Source organism: Roseateles sp. P1_C6 (genome assembly GCF_056406315.1).
Map to the genome: position 1 here is coordinate 200,435 of NZ_JBFUAK010000005.1, position 16,579 is coordinate 217,013.

Here is a 16,579-nt window from a genome sequence, read left to right on the forward strand (position 1 = left end):
GATCATGAACCGCCGCAACCTGCCGCTGTCCGCGCTGCGCGCCTTCGAAGCCGCCGCGCGACTGTCCAGCTTCAAGGCGGCGGCCGAGGAGCTGGCCGTCACGCCGACGGCCATCAGTCACCAGATCCGGGCGCTCGAGGCCGCCACGGGCGTCGCGCTGTTCGAGCGCCAGGTGCGGCGCGTCGTGCTGACCGCGGCCGGCGGCCAGCTCTACCCCGTGTTGCGCGATGGCTTCGACGGCTTCCAGGCCGCGCTGGACCGGCTGGCCGAGCCGCGGCGCCGGCCGCAGGTCGTGATCTCGGCGACGCACGCGTTCACCGTGAAGTGGCTGCTGCCGCGCGTGGCCGACTTCCAACGCCGGCACGCGGACGTGGATCTTCGACTGCAGGCCTCCGACGACCTCGCCGACCTGCGCTCGACGGCCGTGGACATCGCGATCCGCTACGGCCGCGGGCCGTACCCCGGCCTTGTCGCGGAACCGCTGTTCACCGACCAGTTCGCCCCGGTCGCCAACCCGCGGCTGGGCGTGCGCAGCGTGGACGACCTCGCGCGCGTGCCGCTGATCTGCTTCGACTGGAAGCGGCGACGGCCCGAGAACCCGACGTGGCAGCGCTGGTTCGACGCAGCAGGCATCGCGCCGCCATCGTCGGCGGGGCAGCTGCGCTTCTCGGACGAAGGCCACGCCATCCAGGCCGCCGTGGCCGGCCACGGCGTCGCGCTTTTGAGCCTGCCCCTGGTGGCCGAGGAACTGGCCGCCGGCCACCTGGCCCAGCCTTTCGGGCCCGCCATTGCAGGCCACACCTACCACCTCGCCGTCAGCCGCGAGCGCACCCCGTCGCCCAGCGCGCAAGCCACGCTGGCCTGGCTGCGCGAGCAGGCCGGTCAGGCAGATCAGGCAGGCTGACCGATCATGCCGAAGTAGCGCTTGAAGGACTGATCGACCGCGGCTCGGCCGCGGCCGATGATGTTCAGGCCCCAGGTGAAGCCGTAGACATCGTCGAACTCGACGCCACGCAGCCGCGCCTGCGTCTCGCGCACCAGCGCCGGCCGCGCCGGCACGTGGTTGGGCACGCTGTACATGAAGCTCACGTGGCGCCTGTCCTGCGTCACATGCAGCGAATCGCCCGCCAGCAGCAGCGCGCGATCCTGGCCCTGCCAGTGCAGCACCGTGCTGCCGGGGAAGTGCCCCGGGCAACGCAGCAGCGTCGCGCCACGCCCCAGGCTCAACGTGTCGCCACGCCAGAACTCCACCCAGCGCGAGCCGCGGCTGACCCATTGCCGGTCGTTCTCGTGCACGAAGATCGGCACACCGCCCAGCGCCTCGCTCCAGCGCACCATCGCCGAATAGAAATGCGGGTGCGAGATGGCGATGCGATCAACGCCACCGCGCCGCTTCAGCTCGGCCACGGCCTCGTCCGTGACCAGCGCCGTGCTCTCCCACAACACGCCGGCCTCGGGCAGATGCAGCGCCCGCTGCGGGATCGCAAAGCCCGGCGCGATGCCGATGCCGAACAGCCCCTGGTCCATCTCCAGACGGTTGCGGTGCGTGGTGGCCAGTTCCTCGTGCGTGGTCCAGGCCTGGCCCTGCCAGCCGACGTACTGGCGCTCGTCGTTGCAGACGGGGCACAGCGCGGGCGGCTGCGGGCTGTCCTCGTGCTCGCTGCCGCAGGTGCGGCACATGAAATGGGGCATGGGGGGCTCCGTGATGCGAAGCCGCCAGCGTAGGCAAACGGCCCGCCACGGCACAGAGCCAAATCCGGCGATTCACAGGGTGCCAAATGCCTTGGCCAGCCGGCGCACGGCCTCCGGGATGCGCGCCGCCGTGATGCTGCCGTAGCCCAGCACCAGCCCCTGCACGCCGCCTGCGCCCAGCCAGTAGCGGCTCAGTGGCTCCACGCCCACGCCGGCGGTCCAGGCCCGGCGCGTCAGCTCGTCAGCGTCCATGCCGGCCGGCAACGCCACCGCCAGGTGCAGGCCCGCGATGGCGGGGTAGATCGCCACCCGCTCGCCCAGATGGCGCTTGAGCATCTGCTCCAGCACGCGCCGCCGCTCGCCGTACTCGGCCCGCATGCGGCGCACATGCCGCAGCAGGTGGCCTTCGGCGATGAAGTCCGCGACGGCGGCCTGCGTCAGCGCCGGCGTGCCGAAGCCCGCCGCATGCTTGGCGGCCACCAGCGCGTCGCGCGCCCAGGCCGGTGCGACGACATAGCCCAGGCGCAGCGCCGGCAGCATGCTCTTGGACAGCGTGCCGACATAGAACACACGCCCGTCGCGGTCCAGCGTCTTGAGCGCATCCAGCGGCCGCGACGTGAAACGGAATTCGCCGTCGTAGTCGTCCTCGATGACGACGGCCTGGCGCGCAGCGGCCCAGTTCAGCAGGTCGCGCCGCCGCGCCAGCGACATCGCCATGCCCAGCGGTGACTGGTGCGACGGCGTCACGCAGACGATGCGGGCCTCCGGTGGCAAGGCGCCGACGACCAGCCCCTCGGCATCCAGCGGCACCGGCGCGAGCGACGCGCCGGCCCCCAGCAGCGCCGCGCGCAGCGGCGGGTAGCCGGGGTTCTCGACGGCGGCCAGCGTGCGACCCGGTGTGACCAGCACGCGCGCGATCAGGTCGAACGCCTGCTGTGCGCCGGCCGTGATGACCACGTCATCCGCCGTGCAGGCCACCGCGCGGGACGACGACACATGGCCCGCGATCGCCTCGCGCAGCGCGCGCAGGCCTTGCGCCTCCGGGTAGCGTGCCGGCTCCCGCGCAGCGTGCTGCAGCGCGCGCGTCTGCAGGCGGCGCAGCACCTCGAACGGGAAGCTCGCAATGTCCGGCAGGCCGGTCTTGAACTGCCAGGCGGGTGGCGGCCCACTGGTGAGCAACGCCGGCCAGCCGCCGCCCTCGCCGCGCAGCCAGCGGCTGTCGGCCCAGGGCGCCACGCTGGCGCGGTCCGACACGGCCACCGCCGCCCGCGGCAGCTCCGCGACGAAGCTGCCGCCCGCGCCGCGCGACTCCAGCCAACCCTCGGACGCCAACAGCTCGTAGGCGGCCACGGCTGTGTTGCGCGACACGCCCACGCTCGCCGCCAGCTCGCGCGAGGACGGCAGGCGCAGGCCCGGCGCGAGGCGGCCGCTGGCGATGGCTTCGCGCAAGGCCGCATGCAGGCTGGCCAGGCGGGACCCGCGCTCGGCGAGTGGCAGGTTGAGCTCCAGGCTTGGATCCATGTTTTCTTCCTGACTTGGCTCTTTTGCGGAGCCATGCAAGCCGGCACTCTAGCGCCCTGGCACACAGGAGACCCCATGACCTTGACGACACCTTTCGACGGCCTGCAACCGCATGTCCACGCCCACGTCGCCGCCGCCCTGCAACGCGCCGGCCTGGACGCCTGGATCCCCGAGGGCCCCGGCAAATGGTCGCTGCCGCTGCAGTTCCTGCCCGACGGCGGCTGGGTCGAGCTGATGCGGCTGACGCCCGGCACCAAGCTGACGCTGCACCGCCACCACGGCGAGGTGCACGGCCTGAACCTGCAGGGCCTGCGCCGCCTGGACGACGGCCGCATCATCGGCACCGGTGACTACGTCTTCGAGCCCGACGGCAACGTCGACAGCTGGGAGGCCGTGGGCGACGAGGTGCTGGTGCTGCACGTGGTCGTGCGCGGCGACGTGGACTACGTGGCCGCCGACGGCACCGTGCAGCGCCACATCACGACGGCCGACCTCGTCGCCGCCTACCAGGACTTCTGCGCCGCCCGTTGCCTGCGCCCGCTGTTGGCCGAGTCGGCCGGGGCGGGCGCATGAGGCGCGGTGTCATCGCCGCACTGCTGCTCGCGCTGGCCTGGCCCGTGGCCGCGCAGACCGCCGGCCAGCGCCTGGCCGACCTGGCCGAGCGCTACTACGACGGCTACTACACGCTCTTCCCGCTGCAGGCCACCGAGAACACCGGCGACCCGCGCTTCGAGGCCCAGCTGGCCATCGACATCGCGCCGGCCCACCGCCAGCGCCAGCAGGCCTTCTACGCCGCCACGCTGCGCGAGCTGGCCCGCATCGACGCCCGCCAGCTCGGCGCCGAGGAGCGCACCACGCACGAGCTGCTGGCCTACGAGGCACGCAGCCGGCTCGCGCTGCTGCGCTTCCCCACCCACCTGCTGCCGCTGACGCAGATGGACGGCCTGCCCTCGCAGCTGGCCGAATACGCCAGCGGCAACGCCGCCCAGCCGCTGCAGACGCTGCAGCAGCACGAGCATTTCCTGCAGCGGCTGCAGGGGCTGCCGGCCTGGGCGGACCAGGCCATCGCCAACCTGCGCACCGGCCTGGCCCGCGGCATCACGCAGCCGCGGCCGGTCATGGCGCGCGTGCTGGCCCAGATCGACGCGCTGGCCGCGGCCGAGGCCAACCCCTTCATGCAGGCCGCTGCCCGCCTGCCGCAAGGCGGGGCCGAATCCGAGCGGCTGCGCGCGGGCTATGCGCACGTGGTGGACGACGAGATCCGCCCGGCAATGACCCGGCTGAGCCGCTTCATCGCCCAGACCTATCTGCCGCGCTGCCGCGACACGGCCGGCCTGTCGGCCCTGCCCGGCGGCGCGGCCTGGTACCGCGCCCTCGTGCAAAGCCGCACGACGACCGCCCTGAGCGTCGCCGACATCCACGCGCTGGGACTGCGCGAGGTCGCGCGCATCCAGCGCGAGATCAGCGCCGTGCAGGCCGAGTTCGGCGACGCGGGCAGCCAGTCGGACTTTCTGGCCCACGTCGGCCAGCGGCCCGAGCTGCGGCCGTTCACCACCGAGGCCGAGGTGCTGGCCAGCTATGCCGCGCTGAACCGCGACATCGAGGCCAGGCTGCCACGGCTGTTCCGCAGCGCACCGCGGGCGCGGCTGGAGGTGCGCCCCGTCGACCCGCTGCGCGTCGCGACGGCGTCCGACGCCTACACGCCGCCGGCCCAGGACGGCTCGCGGCCCGGCGTCTTCAACGTCGTCGTGGCGAACGCCCGCGACTACCCCACGCCGGGCATGGCCTCGCTGCTGCTGCACGAGGGCCAGCCCGGCCACCACTACCAGATGGCCTCGCAGCAGGAGCTGGCGCTGCCGCGCTTCCGGCGCTTCCTCTGGTACAGCGCGTTCGGCGAGGGCTGGGCGCTGTACGCCGAGAGCCTGGGCGGCGAACTGGGCGTCTACGGTGACCGCGCGGCGCGCCTGGGCCGCCTGACCAACGAGCTGCACCGCGCCGTGCGCCTGGTGCTGGACACCGGCCTGCATGCGCTGGGCTGGACGCGCGAGCAGGCCTTGCGCTACGAGCGCGACGTCGAGGGCTACGACGAGGCCGAGGCGCGGCGCTACGTGGAACGCTACATGGCCTGGCCGGCCCAGGCGCTGGCCTACAAGGTCGGCGAGCTGCGCATCCTGGCGCTGCGCGAGCGCGCCCGGGCGGCGCTGGGCCCGCGCTTCGACGTGCGCGACTTCCACGCCCAGGTGCTGGGCGCCGGCGCGCTGCCGCTGAGCCTGCTGGAGCAGCGCATCGACGGCTGGCTGCGTCAGGGTGCCCCAGCCGGCGCGTCGGTGGCCGCAACGCAGGGCGGCCAATAATGCCGACGATGACGACACCTCTCGACGACACGCGGCCGCGGGCCGCAGCAGGGCGCTCGATGGCCGATGCGCTCGTCGCCTGGGGACGCGGCTGGGCCGCGTCGCGTGGCATGCCGCAGCCCCGGCCGCTGGACGATGGCGCCTGGCGCATCGACGTGGGCCTGCCCGGCCACCGCCGGCGCGACCTGCTGCCGGCCTGGCCTTCGCAGCGGCTGCAGGCCTGGGCCGAAGGCATCACAGCCCCCGGCGCCTGGATCAAGGCCCTGGCCGACCCGGCGACGCTGGCCCTGCCAGCGAGTTGGGTGCTGCAGCCCACCGAATACCTGATGAGCGCGTCGCTGCACGAGGCCACGCCCCCCGCCCTGGCGCCCGGCTATCGCGCCGACTGCACAGCCGAGGCCGTGGCCCTCGAATGCCGCGTGCTGACGCCCGACGGCGAGCTGGCCGCACGCGCCCGCGTCGGCCTGGCGGGGCCGCATGCGATTTTCGACCAGGTCGTCACGCACGAGGCTCATCGCCGCCGTGGCCTGGCGCGCCACGCCATGGCGCTGCTGGCCCAGGCCGCCCGCGCCGCCGGCGCACGCGAAGGCCTGCTCGTCGCGACGGAGGACGGTCGCGCGCTGTACTCGGCGCAGGGCTGGCGGCTTGAATCGCTGATGGCCGCGGCCTGCGTGCCCGAGCCGAGCTGAGCGGCCGCGCTCAGGCCATCAGCGCCAGCGCGTCGGCGCCCGCCGCCAGCCGCATCGGGCTGTCGGCATCGGTCGCCGCACGCCAGACCGCCTGGGCCACGTCCCGCGCCCGCGTGACCTCTTCCGTCGACTGCGCCCAGCCGGCAAACACCTGCCCGGCCATCTCGGCATAGGCCTCGGGGATGCTGCCCTGCATGCGCGAGCGCGCGTTCTCGCCAAAGCGGGTGGTCGGCGCACGGCCCGGCAACACGAGGTGCGCGCGGATGCCGAACGGCGCCAGCTCCAGCGCCAGCACTTCGGTGAAGGCGTTCACCGCCGCCTTGCTCGCCGTGTAGACGGCCAGCAGCGGCAAGGCCTTCAGCGTCACGCTGGACGTCACGTTGATGACCACGCCGGCACGGCGCTCGCGGAACTGCGGCAGCAGGCCTTGAGTCATCGCCATCGTGCCGAAGGTGTTGGCCTCGAAGATCTCGCGCACCTGCGCCATCGGGATGCCTTCGAGCGCGCCCAGCAGGCCGATGCCGGCGTTGTTGACCAGCACGTCGACGGGGCCGGCCGCGGCGACCGCGCGGCGGATGCTGTCGGCGTCGGTCACGTCCAGTGCCAGCACGCGCAGGCGCTCGCTGGCCGGCAGCGCATCCTCGCGCGGCGTGCGCATCGTCGCGATGACCTGCCAGCCCTGGGCCAAGAAGTGGCGGGCAGTTTCCAGGCCGAAGCCGGACGAACAGCCGGTGATCAGAACGGTTTTCATGGCGAAGTCCTTGGGTGGGGTATGCCGCCACGATAGGGCGGCACCGCAGGACTGGCTACAGTTGAAGATCCGCAAAACATTAGCAATCGTCCTGTCATGATCGATCCACTGGCCGAGGTCGTCGGCCTGCTGCAACCGGGCGCGCGCTTCTCCAAAGTCGTCGCCGGCGCGGGCGCCTGGCGGGTGCGCCGCGCAGAGGCTGGCCTGCCCTTCTATGCCGTCGTGCTGGAGGGCGGCTGCCAGCTCACCGTTGACGGGCAGCCCGCACTGCCGCTGCAGGCCGGCGACTTCGTCCTCGTCCCGGCGGCGCAGCCCTTCACGAACAGCAGCGCCGAGCCGCCCCCGCCCGACCTGCCCGACACACTGCCCGCGCAGCAGGCCGACGGCAGCTACCGAGTGGGCCATCCGGACGGCCCGGCCGACGTGCGCCTGCTGGTGGGCCACTGCACGTTCGGCTCGCCCGACGCGGCGCTGCTGGTGTCGCTGCTGCCGCAGCTAGTGCACGTTCGCGGCGAGCCGCGGCTGACGGCGCTGGTGCAACTGGTCGTCGACGAGACGCGCGCGCTGCGGCCCGCACGCGACGAGGTGATGTCACGGCTGCTGGAGGTGTTGCTCATCGAGGCCCTGCGATCCGCGCAGGGCACGGCTGCGGCGCCCGGCCTGGTGCGTGGCCTGGCCGACGCGCGGCTGGCCGCGGCGCTGCGCTGTGTGCATGACGCGCCGGCCCACGCGTGGACGGTGGCGTCGCTGGCCCAGGCCGCAGCCTTGTCGCGCTCGGCCTTCTTTGAGCGCTTCAGCCGCGCCGTGGGCATGGCGCCGATGAGCTACCTGCTCGCCTGGCGCATGGCGCTGGCGCGGCGGCTGCTGCGCGACGAAGGCCTGGGCGTCGCCGGCGTCGCCGAGCGCGTGGGTTACAGCTCGGCCAGCACCTTCAGCGTCGCCTTCACGCGCCATGTCGGGCAGCCGCCGGCGCGCTACGCGCGGCAGGCGGCCTAGAACACCACTTCCGCCCGCAGCCCGCCCTCGGGCCGGTTGCTCAGCACCAGCACGGCACCCTGGCGACGCACCAGCTGCTGCGCGATGTACAGGCCCAGCCCCGTGCCGCCGGTCGCGCGGTTGCGCGAGCCCTCCACGCGGCGGAAGGGCTGGCGCACAAGGGCCAGTTCGGCCTCGGGGATGCCGGGACCGTTGTCATCGACGACCAGGCGAGTCACGCCGGCGGACAGCTCCACGCGCACGTCGGCGCTGCCGGCATAGCGCAGCGCATTGCCGACCAGGTTGTCGACCACGCGACGCAGCGCCACCGGGTCGGCGGTGATGACGGCGGGCGGCCCTTCGAAGCCGACCTGGGCCCCGGCCTCGGCAAGGTCGTCCACGGCCGACTGGGCCAGGGCCGACAGGTCCACGCGCTGCGGCTGCGCGGCCTCGGCGGGCCGGAACACGTCGATGACGCTCTCCACCAGCCGGTTCATCTCGCGCAGGTCGTCGATGCAGCGCTCGCGCACCTTGGCCTCCACCTCGCCCGTCTCCAGCCGCAGCCGCATGCGCGTCAGCGGCGTGCGCAGGTCGTGCGAGATGGCCGCGATCATCAGGCCGCGCTCCTCGAACTGCCCGCTCAACTCCGCGGCCATGCGGTTGAACACGGCCGCCGCGTCGCGCACCTCGCGCGTGCCGTCGTCCTCGCTCAGCGTGGGCGCCGGCCGGCCTTGGGTCAGGGCCGGTGTCAGCTGCCGCGCGGCGCTGACGAGGCGGCGCACCGGCTGCGCCAGCCAGCGCGAGCCCCACCAGGCCGCCAGCGCGATGACCAGCAGGCGCACGCCGTAGTCGATGAGGCCGGAGCGCCACGGCAGGTTGGGCGGCAGCGACGGGAAGGTGGGCATGCGGGCGGGCATGCCGGCGTTGGGCTCACGGCGTGGCGGCGGGCCGGCGTCGTCGAAGCCCTCGTGGGGCGGCGGCATGGGGCGCGCGCCGTCGGCATGCAGCGGCGGCGGGCCGGGCCGGTCCGCGGGACCGGGCAAGGTCTGCGTCACCAGGCTCCACGCGGCCAGGTGGCTCAGCGCCAGCGCGGCCCACATCAGCAGGAACAGGCGCAGCCCCAGGCTGTCCCAGGACTTCAAGCGGCTCAGCACGGACTCACCTCCGCGTCGAACAGATAGCCCTCGCCGCGCACGGTGCGGATCATGGACGGCTCGCGCGCGGTGTCGCCCAACTTGGCGCGCAGCCGCGACACGGCGAGGTCGATGCTGCGGTCGTTGACGTCCACACCCGGCGCGCGGGTCAGCTCGATCAACTGGTCACGGCTGAGCACGCGGCCCGGGCGCTGTACGAAGGCGGCCAGCAGCCGGAACTCGGCGGCGGACAGCGCGATGCTGACGTCCTCCGCGCTGATGAGCTGGCGCGCCAGCCGGTCGAAGCGCCAGCGGCCGAAGCGCAGCGTGCGCGTGTCGTCGTCCACGCCCGTGGCCTGGCCCTTGTTCGCGCGCCGCACCAGCGCCTGCAGCCGCGCGACCAGTTCACGCGGCTCGAAGGGCTTGGCCAGGTAGTCGTCGGCGCCCAGCTCCAGGCCCACGACGCGGCTCATGGTGTCGCCGCGCGCGGTCAGCATCAGCACGGGCGGCGCGTCGGGCTGGGTGCTCAGCCAGCGCAGCAGCGCCAGGCCGTCCTCGCCGGGCAGCATCAGGTCCAGCACGATGACATCAGGCCTGGCCGCCGCCAGGTGTTGGCGCATCGCCTGGCCGTCCGCCGCGGCGCCGACCTGCCAGCCGAAGCCCTGCAGATAGGCCGTCAGGCTGGCGCGGATCTCGGCGTCGTCGTCGACGACCAGGCAATGCATCATGCAGCGATACCCACTTTCAAGCGGGCCACGTAGCCGGCGCTGACCGAGCCCGTCATGGTGGCGAGCTGCGTCGAATAGCCGTCACTGAAGATGCCGTCGCTGGACAGGCTGATGGACGCGTTGTTGGTGGCGCTGTTGCCGTAGCCGCTGGTCGCGTAGACGGCGCTGTTCGAATCGGCGGGGAAGCACAGCTGCGAGGTGCGCAGCTTGTTGTTCCAGTTGGTCGCCGTCGTCGTGCTGCGGTAGACCTCGAAGTGGATGTGCGGCACGCGGCCCGCATAGCAGCCGGGATAGATGGTCTCGAACACCGCCGTGCCGTCACTGCCGGTGGCTTGCACGCCGCGCAGGTAGTTCTCGCCGGTCACGCCGCTGGAGTACATGGAATAGCGGCCCAGCGCGTCGCAATGCCACAGGTAGACGGCATAGCCGGACAGGTCGGCGCAGGACGCATTCGTGTTCACAAGCTCGATGATGACCTGAAGCGGCACGCCCGTGGCCACGCCGCTGGCGCCGGCGATGCTGGCGCGGATGTCGCTGCGCACGACGCCGGACAGCGCCAGCACGTTGGCCACGCTGCCATTGGCGGTGTTGGAGCCGTCACCCGGGTAGGGGCCTTCGGTCTCCGACGGGATGACGGCGCAGCTGCTGCTCGTGGACCCCGTGCTGCCGGTGGAACCGGACGAGCCCGAGCCGGAGGTCGAATCGCTGGTGGTCGTGCTCGCACTCCTGCCACCCCCGCCGCAGCCGGCCAGCGCCAGCGCGCCGGCGCCGGTCAGCGACACGGCGCCCGCGCCCAGCAGCCAGCGCAGCGCGACGCGGCGCTCGAACGCCTGCTGGTGCAGGCGGCTCAGGTCGTGGGCCAGGCCCAGGTCGTGGTCGTGGTTCTGCTTAAGGTCGTGATCGGGGCGCATTGCATCTCCTTCGCCGTTCGGATGGAGGCATTGCAGCGCCGCGATGTATCGGGCGGATCGGCAGATTGTGTCCAGGCCGACAAGATCACCCCAGGATCAGCTGCAGCGACCCCTGCAGCGCCTGGATCAGCACCTCCAGCGCCTGCAGCAGCCGCTCGCTGCCCTGGTGCATGCGCTGCACGGCGTCGCCCTGCTCCACACGCAGGCCGCGCAGCAGCAGCAACCAGGCCTCGTCCACGGCTGCGAAGGCCGGCTGCAGCGCCGGGCCGGCCAGCGGCGCGGTGCGCACCTGTTCGTAGGCCTTGACGAACTCGTCCAGGCCCGCCGCCAGGCCGCTGGCGTCGTGACCGGGCAGCAGCTGGCTGAGCAGGCCCTCCTTGGCCAGGCGCTGGCTCAGCAGGCGCAGCCGGGTGACCTGGGCCAGCAGGCCCACCGGGCGCTGGCCGGCGCGCTCGGACAGGCGGGTCACCAGCGTCTCGCTGCTGTCCAGCAGGCGCTGGGCGGCGCGGTCGCTGCGAGCGAGGTCGGGCTGACGGCTGCCCAGCGCCGCGTCGAGCTGCGCCCAGGCGGCGGACACGGCGGCCAGCTCGTCGGCGAGGTCGGCGCGCAGCAACTCGGCCAGCCGCGCCAGGTTGGCGGCCACCCGTTCGGCGGAGGCATCCAGCAGCGCCTGCGCCTCGCGGCGCTCGGGCGGCGCCAGCCGCGGCCACTGGCGCAGCGCCTGCAGCTTGACGAGGCGCTGGCTCAGCATGCGCTGCGCACCGGCGCGCTCCAGCGCCTCGGCCAGCTCGCTGGTGTGCACGACGCCGCGCGCCACCTCGGGCAGCTTGGACTGCGTCTGCATGGCCGTGTTGCGCAGCAGCGCGAATGCGGCCGCCTCGTCGATGCCGCGGGCCTGCATCAGCAAGCCCTTGGCGCGTTCGGTCCACTTGCGTTCGTCCAGCTTGGCCTGCACGGCGCTGTCGCGGGCCTGCAGCTGTTCGCTGAGGTCGCGCGCCCACAGCAAGGCCTCGCCCAACACGGCGGCGTCGACATCGGTCGGCAGCCACAGCAGCGCGCCGCGGGCCAGCACGGCGCGGCGCTGCTCGGGCGTCGGCGGCGGCGCCAGCAGCACCACGGGCAGGCCGAAGGCCCGCTCGGAGTGCAGCTGCTGCGCCAAGGCGGTGCAGTCCGGGCACCACAGCAGCCCCACGGCCGGCCCGTCGGCCGGCGGCGCGAGCTCCGAAACGGTGCGCAGCGGCCAGCCCAGGGCCTGCAAGGTGGCGGCCTGCGGCGGCTGTTCAGCGGCGCAAAGCAGCGTCGGCAACAGAGTGGCGGGAGCGGTGTCGGGCATGGCGTCAGTCATCACGCCCCAAAACGGCGCAAGAAGCAGGCCAGCTGAGCGAAAGGTGGGTGGGCATGGGGTTTGCAAGTATCGGCGCGTGGTGCTCGCAATGGTGCGGGCTGCCTTCCCTGCCGCGATGTCCGCGCCGCCCTGGCACGCGACCGGTGGGTGGGCGTGGGCGGGTGCGGCCAGCAAGATCGAGCCCAAGATGTCCGCCTTCCAGAACTTCAAACGCGCCGGCCACAGCCCCACGCTGTTCGCTGCCTTCCTGTATTTCGCGTTCTCCTGCTGCATCTGGGTGTTGAACGGCGCGCTGGCGCCCTTCATCAGCGAGGCCTTCAACCTGACGCCGGCCCAGAAGGGGCTGATGCTGTCCATTCCCATCATGGCCGGCGCGCTGATGCGCTTCCCGCTGGGCATCCTGTCGCAATACATCGGCCGCAAGAACGCGACGCTGGTGGAGATGGGCCTGATCGCCGTGGCCATGTTGTACGGCTTCTTCATGGTGAAGAGCTACGACGACCTGCTGGCCATGGGCGTGCTGCTGGGCATCGCCGGCGCGAGTTTCGGTGTCGCGCTGAGCCTGGGTTCGGGCTGGTTCCCGCCGCAGTACAAGGGCCTGGCCATGGGCCTGGTGGGCGCGGGCAACGTGGGCACGGCCGTGTCGGTGCTGGTGGCGCCGCCGCTGGCCCAGGCCTTCGGCTGGCAGACGGTCTACGCCTTCGCGGCCGGTGCCATCCTGATCCCGATGGTGGTCATGGTCGTCTTCGCCAAGGAGCCGCCCGACGTCGATGCGCATGCCACGCTGCGCGAGCATGCGGCCTGCCTGTTCGAGAAGGACGGCTGGGCCTTCAGCCTGATCTACGGCGTGACCTTCGGCGGCTTCATCGGCCTGACGACCTTCCTGCCCACCTACTACTACGACCAGTTCGGCGTCTCCAAGGTGCAGGCCGGCCAGTTGACGATGCTGGCGGCCTTCATGGGCGCGGCGGTGCGCGTCGTCGGCGGCGGGCTGTCGGACCGCCTGGGCGGCGTCAACGTGCTGACGGGCGTGCTGGTGATCGTCGCCATCAGCCTGGCCGGCGTGGGGCTGGCCAGCGGCTCGCTGGTGCTGACGACGCTGCTGCTGATCGTCTGCTTCGGCGCTTTGGGCGCCGGCAACGGTGCGCTGTTCCAGCTGGTGCCGCTGCGCTGGCCCGCGGCCACCGCCGTGGCGGGCTCGATGATCGGCGAGGTCGGCGCCCTGGGCGGCGGCCTGGTGCCCAACCTGATGGGCCTGTCCAAGCAGCATGCCGGCACCTACCTGTGGGGCTTCGTCATCTTCGCCGTGCTGGCCGTGCTGATGCTGGGCGTCATGCGCGTCATGCAGATCCGCTGGACACGCACCTGGGCCGAAAAGGGCGGCCGCGCCCGCCGCGCCGCCGCCGGCGCCAAGGACGCGGAGCCGGTGCACTACCAGCGCGTCTGACCCCCGCCTGCCCCTCGCGCGGGGGACAGCAGTGCGTTGATCGCTGGGCACACTGCGGCGCATGAAAACCTTTGTTGTTGCCCTCACCCTGCTCGCCGTCGCGGCGGGCGCCCAGGCCGGCGTCGCCTGCAAGTTCGGCGGCGCCGCCATCAACGTCTCCGACAGCCTGGCCGACCTGAGCCACTCGCCGGCCGGCAAGCGCGACGCCAACGGCAAGCTGTCGCTGTTTCGGCTGCTGACGCTGGACGAGAGCGAGGGCGACACCAACAGCATCGAGCTGAAGACCGCCGACGTGACCAAGCCCGGCGACTACCCGCTGTCGCTGGAACCGGGCTGGCGCTCGCTGGTGAACGTGCGCGGCAAGCGCGAGAAGGTCAGCGGCGGCAAGTTCCACATCACGACGTTCGAGGTGCGCGACATGGTCGCCCATGCAGCCGGCACGGTGGAGTTCACCAGCGAGACGACGCGCGGCAGCTGCAGCTTCGACGTGCAGGTGCAAGCCATCAACCGCGACCGGCTGGGGTTCTGAGCTAGGCGCTCACGCCCCAACTGCAAGGGATAGGGACCGCACGCGATGCTCGGCACACTGCGGGCATGAAGACCCTCCTCGCCCTCATCCTCCTCGGCCTGGCCGCCAGTGCGCAGGCCGGCGTCAGCTGCAAGATCGGCGGCGCCGACATCCGCGTGTCCGACAGCCTGGCCGACTTCAACTACTCGCCCAGCGGCAAGCCCGGCAACACCGGCAAGCTGTCGCGCTTTCGGCTGATGACGCTGGACGGCGGCGAAGCGCCGACCAGCAGCATCGAGCTGAAGGCCGTGGACATCACGGCGCCGGGCGACTACACGCTGGCGATGGAGTCGCTGTGGCGCTCGGTCATCCGCGTGCAGGGCAAGCAGCAGCGGGTGACCGGCGGCAAGTTCCACTTCACGCGCTTCGAGATGCACGACGCGGTGGGCCGCGCGGCGGGCACGGTCGAGTTCACGACCGACCAGACCAGCGGCAGTTGCAGCTTCGACGTCGAGGTCAAGGGCATCAACCGCGACCGCCTCGGCCTCTGACTCACTTCGGCAGGAACAGCAGCCAGGCCACCAGCAGCAGGTTCAGCAGCAGCGACAGGCCCAGCGCGATCTGCCAGGTCAGCGCGGGATGGCTGCCGCTGCCGTTGCGCGCGGGCCGCACCGCCGCGGCCTGGTCACGCGCCGCGCAGCGGTCCAGCGCCAGCAGCAACTCGTCGGCCGTCTCGAAGCGGGCCTTGGCCTCGCGCGCCACGGCGCGCATGACGACCCGGTCCAGCGGCATGGGCACGCTGGGCTGCAGCCGGCTGACGCTGGGCGCCTCGCGGCGGTAGCGGGCCAGCTGGTAGGGCTCGATCTCGCCGTAGGGCAGGCGGCCGGTCAGTGACTGGTAGAGCGTGACACCCAGCGCGAACAGGTCCGAGCCGGCATCGGGCGGGGTCGGTGGGTCTTGCCACTGCTCGGGGTTGATGTAGCTGGGCGTGCCGGCATGCAGCTCGCGCGCGGCCGGCGAGGACCGGCGGCTCAGCGCCACGCCCAGGTCCAGCACGCGCCAATGACCGTCATCACCAAGGTGCAGGTTGCCCGGCTTCAGGTCCCGGTGCACCACGCCGGCCGCATGCAGCAGGCTCAAAGATCGCGCCACCGCCGTGCCCAGCGCCAGCGCCTGCCCGGCGTCCAGCGGGCCCTTGGCCAGCAGCTGCTCCAGCGTGTGGCCGCCATGCCAGTCGAACACGGCATAGAAATGCGTGGCGCCGTCGGCCGGCGCATGCACGCGCACGAAGCCGCTGCCCGTCGCCGCACCGCCGCGGCGGCTGCGCGGCGCCTCGGCCAGGCGCAGGCCCAGCCAGATCTCGTGCGCCAGCATGGCGCGCTCCTCGGGATCGTCGGCCCGGCCCGGGCGCAGCATCTTCAGCGCGACGAGCCGCCCCGTGGCCTGCTCGCGCGCCTGCAGCAGGCGGTGCACGCCGTTGTCGGCCACCAGCGCCGTGACCTGGTAGCCGTCGAGCACCGCACCGACGCCCAGCGGCCCCGGGCTGGGCAGCGTGCGGCCCAGCGCCGCCAGGTCGTTCAGGCCCGGGTCGGCCAGGTCCTTCACGTCCAGCACCAGCGCGGTGGCGTTGTCATGGCTGCCGGCGGCCAGCGCCGCGGCGGTCAGCGCATCGGCCGCGGCCTGGGCGCCGGGCGTGGTGCGCAGCAGGTCGGCGATCTGCCGGCTGCGCAGGGCGCCGTGCACGCCGTCGCTGGTCAGCAGCAGGCGGTCGCCCACCTTGAGCTCGCCTTCGCTGTGATCCAGGCGCAGCGCGTCGTCCAGGCCCAGCGCGCGCGTCAGGCCAGCGAAGTCGCGGCGCTCCATGCGGTGGTCCTGCGTCAGCAGCAGGCATTGGCCGTCGCGCAGCAGCCAGGCGCGGCTGTCGCCGACATGGGCCAGCGCATAGCGGCGGCCGCGCAGCGCCAGCGCGGTCAGCGTGGTCAAGGCCTCGCGCGGCTGACCGTCGGCGCCGGGGCGGCGGTTGTGGGCGGCCAGCCAGGCGTTCTGGTGGCCCAGCAGCCGGTCCAGCGCGACGCTGGTGTCCCAGGCCGCGGGCACGGCGTGGAAGTCGCGCAGCAGGCTCATCACCGAGGTCTGCGCGGCCATCAGGCCCTCGCTGCCCACGCCCTCGCCGCCGCTGACGCCATCGGCCAGCGCCGCCACCCAGCCGCGCTCGGCTTCGTGCGCGGCCGGCGCCTGCACGCCGGCGAAGTCCTCGTTGCGAGGGCGCTTGCCCTGCTGGCTGGACAGGCCGGTGTCGAGTTCGAAGCGCATGCGCGTTGGGCTTTGTCAGTTATTGATTGTGGGCCGAGCGCCGGGCCGCTCCCAAGCCGGCCCAGCCTGGCGATGTGCTTGCGGCTCGATGCCGCAAGCATCGCCGTCCCCACGGGGGACCGGCCAAGGTACGCCTTGGACGAGGGGCACGCTCCTGGTGCAATTTGGGGATGAGTGCACCCGCACCGGGATAGCAAGCGCTTCGGCGTGGG

General features: G+C 72.7%; 16 protein-coding genes. 8 read left to right on the forward strand and 8 right to left on the reverse strand.

Features of this window, described 5'->3' with window-relative positions:
- Window positions 1-4 precede the first annotated feature (4 nt).
- Entirely contained in the window at window positions 5-904 is a 900-nt protein-coding gene (locus tag AC1D29_RS12270; protein ID WP_477897622.1) for a LysR substrate-binding domain-containing protein, read from the forward strand.
- Here AC1D29_RS12270 and AC1D29_RS12275 read toward each other — a convergent pair.
- On the reverse strand, window positions 892-1,692 hold the full coding sequence (locus tag AC1D29_RS12275; RefSeq protein ID WP_477897624.1) for a hypothetical protein: 801 nt from the start codon (window positions 1,690-1,692) through the stop codon (window positions 892-894). The genes AC1D29_RS12270 and AC1D29_RS12275 overlap by 13 nt on opposite strands.
- A gap of 72 nt (window positions 1,693-1,764) precedes the next feature.
- Complete coding sequence (gene pdxR, locus AC1D29_RS12280; protein ID WP_477897626.1) at window positions 1,765-3,213, reverse strand: MocR-like pyridoxine biosynthesis transcription factor PdxR; 1,449 nt, start codon at window positions 3,211-3,213, stop codon at window positions 1,765-1,767.
- A 75-nt stretch (window positions 3,214-3,288) separates the two neighbouring features.
- Between pdxR and AC1D29_RS12285 the strand changes: the two genes are divergently transcribed.
- The 3 genes from AC1D29_RS12285 to AC1D29_RS12295 are packed head-to-tail and all read left to right on the forward strand — an operon-like array spanning window position 3,289 to window position 6,256.
- Entirely contained in the window at window positions 3,289-3,786 is a 498-nt protein-coding gene (locus AC1D29_RS12285) for a cupin domain-containing protein (protein WP_477897628.1), read from the forward strand.
- Entirely contained in the window at window positions 3,783-5,567 is a 1,785-nt protein-coding gene (locus tag AC1D29_RS12290) for a DUF885 domain-containing protein (protein ID WP_477897629.1), read from the forward strand. Before AC1D29_RS12285 ends, AC1D29_RS12290 begins: the two co-directional genes overlap by 4 nt.
- Window positions 5,568-5,575: 8 nt before the next feature.
- Window positions 5,576-6,256 carry a GNAT family N-acetyltransferase gene (locus AC1D29_RS12295; RefSeq protein ID WP_477897631.1) on the forward strand — a complete coding sequence of 227 codons (681 nt, stop codon included), beginning with the start codon at window positions 5,576-5,578 and terminating at the stop codon, window positions 6,254-6,256.
- A gap of 10 nt (window positions 6,257-6,266) precedes the next feature.
- Here the strand turns inward: AC1D29_RS12295 and AC1D29_RS12300 are convergent, their stop codons facing one another.
- A complete protein-coding gene (locus AC1D29_RS12300) occupies window positions 6,267-7,007 on the reverse strand; it encodes an SDR family oxidoreductase (RefSeq protein ID WP_477897633.1) in 741 nt (246 codons plus the stop codon).
- 96 nt (window positions 7,008-7,103) lie between these two features.
- Between AC1D29_RS12300 and AC1D29_RS12305 the strand changes: the two genes are divergently transcribed.
- The gene (locus AC1D29_RS12305; protein ID WP_477897635.1) at window positions 7,104-8,003 is read left to right on the forward strand and encodes an AraC family transcriptional regulator; all 900 of its coding nucleotides are present in this window, start codon (window positions 7,104-7,106) and stop codon (window positions 8,001-8,003) included.
- Here AC1D29_RS12305 and AC1D29_RS12310 read toward each other — a convergent pair.
- The 4 genes from AC1D29_RS12310 to AC1D29_RS12325 all read right to left on the reverse strand — a co-directional run bounded on the left by AC1D29_RS12310 (window position 8,000) and on the right by AC1D29_RS12325 (window position 12,087).
- On the reverse strand, window positions 8,000-9,136 hold the full coding sequence (locus AC1D29_RS12310; protein WP_477897638.1) for an ATP-binding protein: 1,137 nt from the start codon (window positions 9,134-9,136) through the stop codon (window positions 8,000-8,002). The two genes, AC1D29_RS12305 and AC1D29_RS12310, sit on opposite strands and share 4 nt — an antisense overlap.
- Complete coding sequence (locus AC1D29_RS12315) at window positions 9,130-9,843, reverse strand: response regulator (protein ID WP_477897640.1); 714 nt, start codon at window positions 9,841-9,843, stop codon at window positions 9,130-9,132. Before AC1D29_RS12315 ends, AC1D29_RS12310 begins: the two co-directional genes overlap by 7 nt.
- The gene (locus tag AC1D29_RS12320) at window positions 9,840-10,754 is read right to left on the reverse strand and encodes a dioxygenase family protein (protein ID WP_477897642.1); all 915 of its coding nucleotides are present in this window, start codon (window positions 10,752-10,754) and stop codon (window positions 9,840-9,842) included. Before AC1D29_RS12320 ends, AC1D29_RS12315 begins: the two co-directional genes overlap by 4 nt.
- An 85-nt stretch (window positions 10,755-10,839) precedes the next feature.
- Window positions 10,840-12,087 carry an ANTAR domain-containing response regulator gene (locus AC1D29_RS12325; RefSeq protein WP_477897644.1) on the reverse strand — a complete coding sequence of 416 codons (1,248 nt, stop codon included), beginning with the start codon at window positions 12,085-12,087 and terminating at the stop codon, window positions 10,840-10,842.
- 199 nt (window positions 12,088-12,286) lie between these two features.
- Here AC1D29_RS12325 and AC1D29_RS12330 point away from each other — a divergent pair, with 199 nt between their 5' ends.
- The 3 genes from AC1D29_RS12330 to AC1D29_RS12340 all read left to right on the forward strand — a co-directional run bounded on the left by AC1D29_RS12330 (window position 12,287) and on the right by AC1D29_RS12340 (window position 14,605).
- On the forward strand, window positions 12,287-13,546 hold the full coding sequence (locus AC1D29_RS12330; protein WP_477898300.1) for an MFS transporter: 1,260 nt from the start codon (window positions 12,287-12,289) through the stop codon (window positions 13,544-13,546).
- A 61-nt stretch (window positions 13,547-13,607) separates the two neighbouring features.
- On the forward strand, window positions 13,608-14,075 hold the full coding sequence (locus AC1D29_RS12335; protein ID WP_477897646.1) for a hypothetical protein: 468 nt from the start codon (window positions 13,608-13,610) through the stop codon (window positions 14,073-14,075).
- Between the two features lie 65 nt (window positions 14,076-14,140).
- Window positions 14,141-14,605 carry a hypothetical protein gene (locus tag AC1D29_RS12340; protein WP_477897648.1) on the forward strand — a complete coding sequence of 155 codons (465 nt, stop codon included), beginning with the start codon at window positions 14,141-14,143 and terminating at the stop codon, window positions 14,603-14,605.
- A 1-nt stretch (window position 14,606) separates the two neighbouring features.
- Here AC1D29_RS12340 and AC1D29_RS12345 read toward each other — a convergent pair whose 3' ends face one another.
- On the reverse strand, window positions 14,607-16,367 hold the full coding sequence (locus tag AC1D29_RS12345; RefSeq protein ID WP_477897650.1) for a protein kinase domain-containing protein: 1,761 nt from the start codon (window positions 16,365-16,367) through the stop codon (window positions 14,607-14,609).
- Window positions 16,368-16,579: the final 212 nt, after the last annotated feature.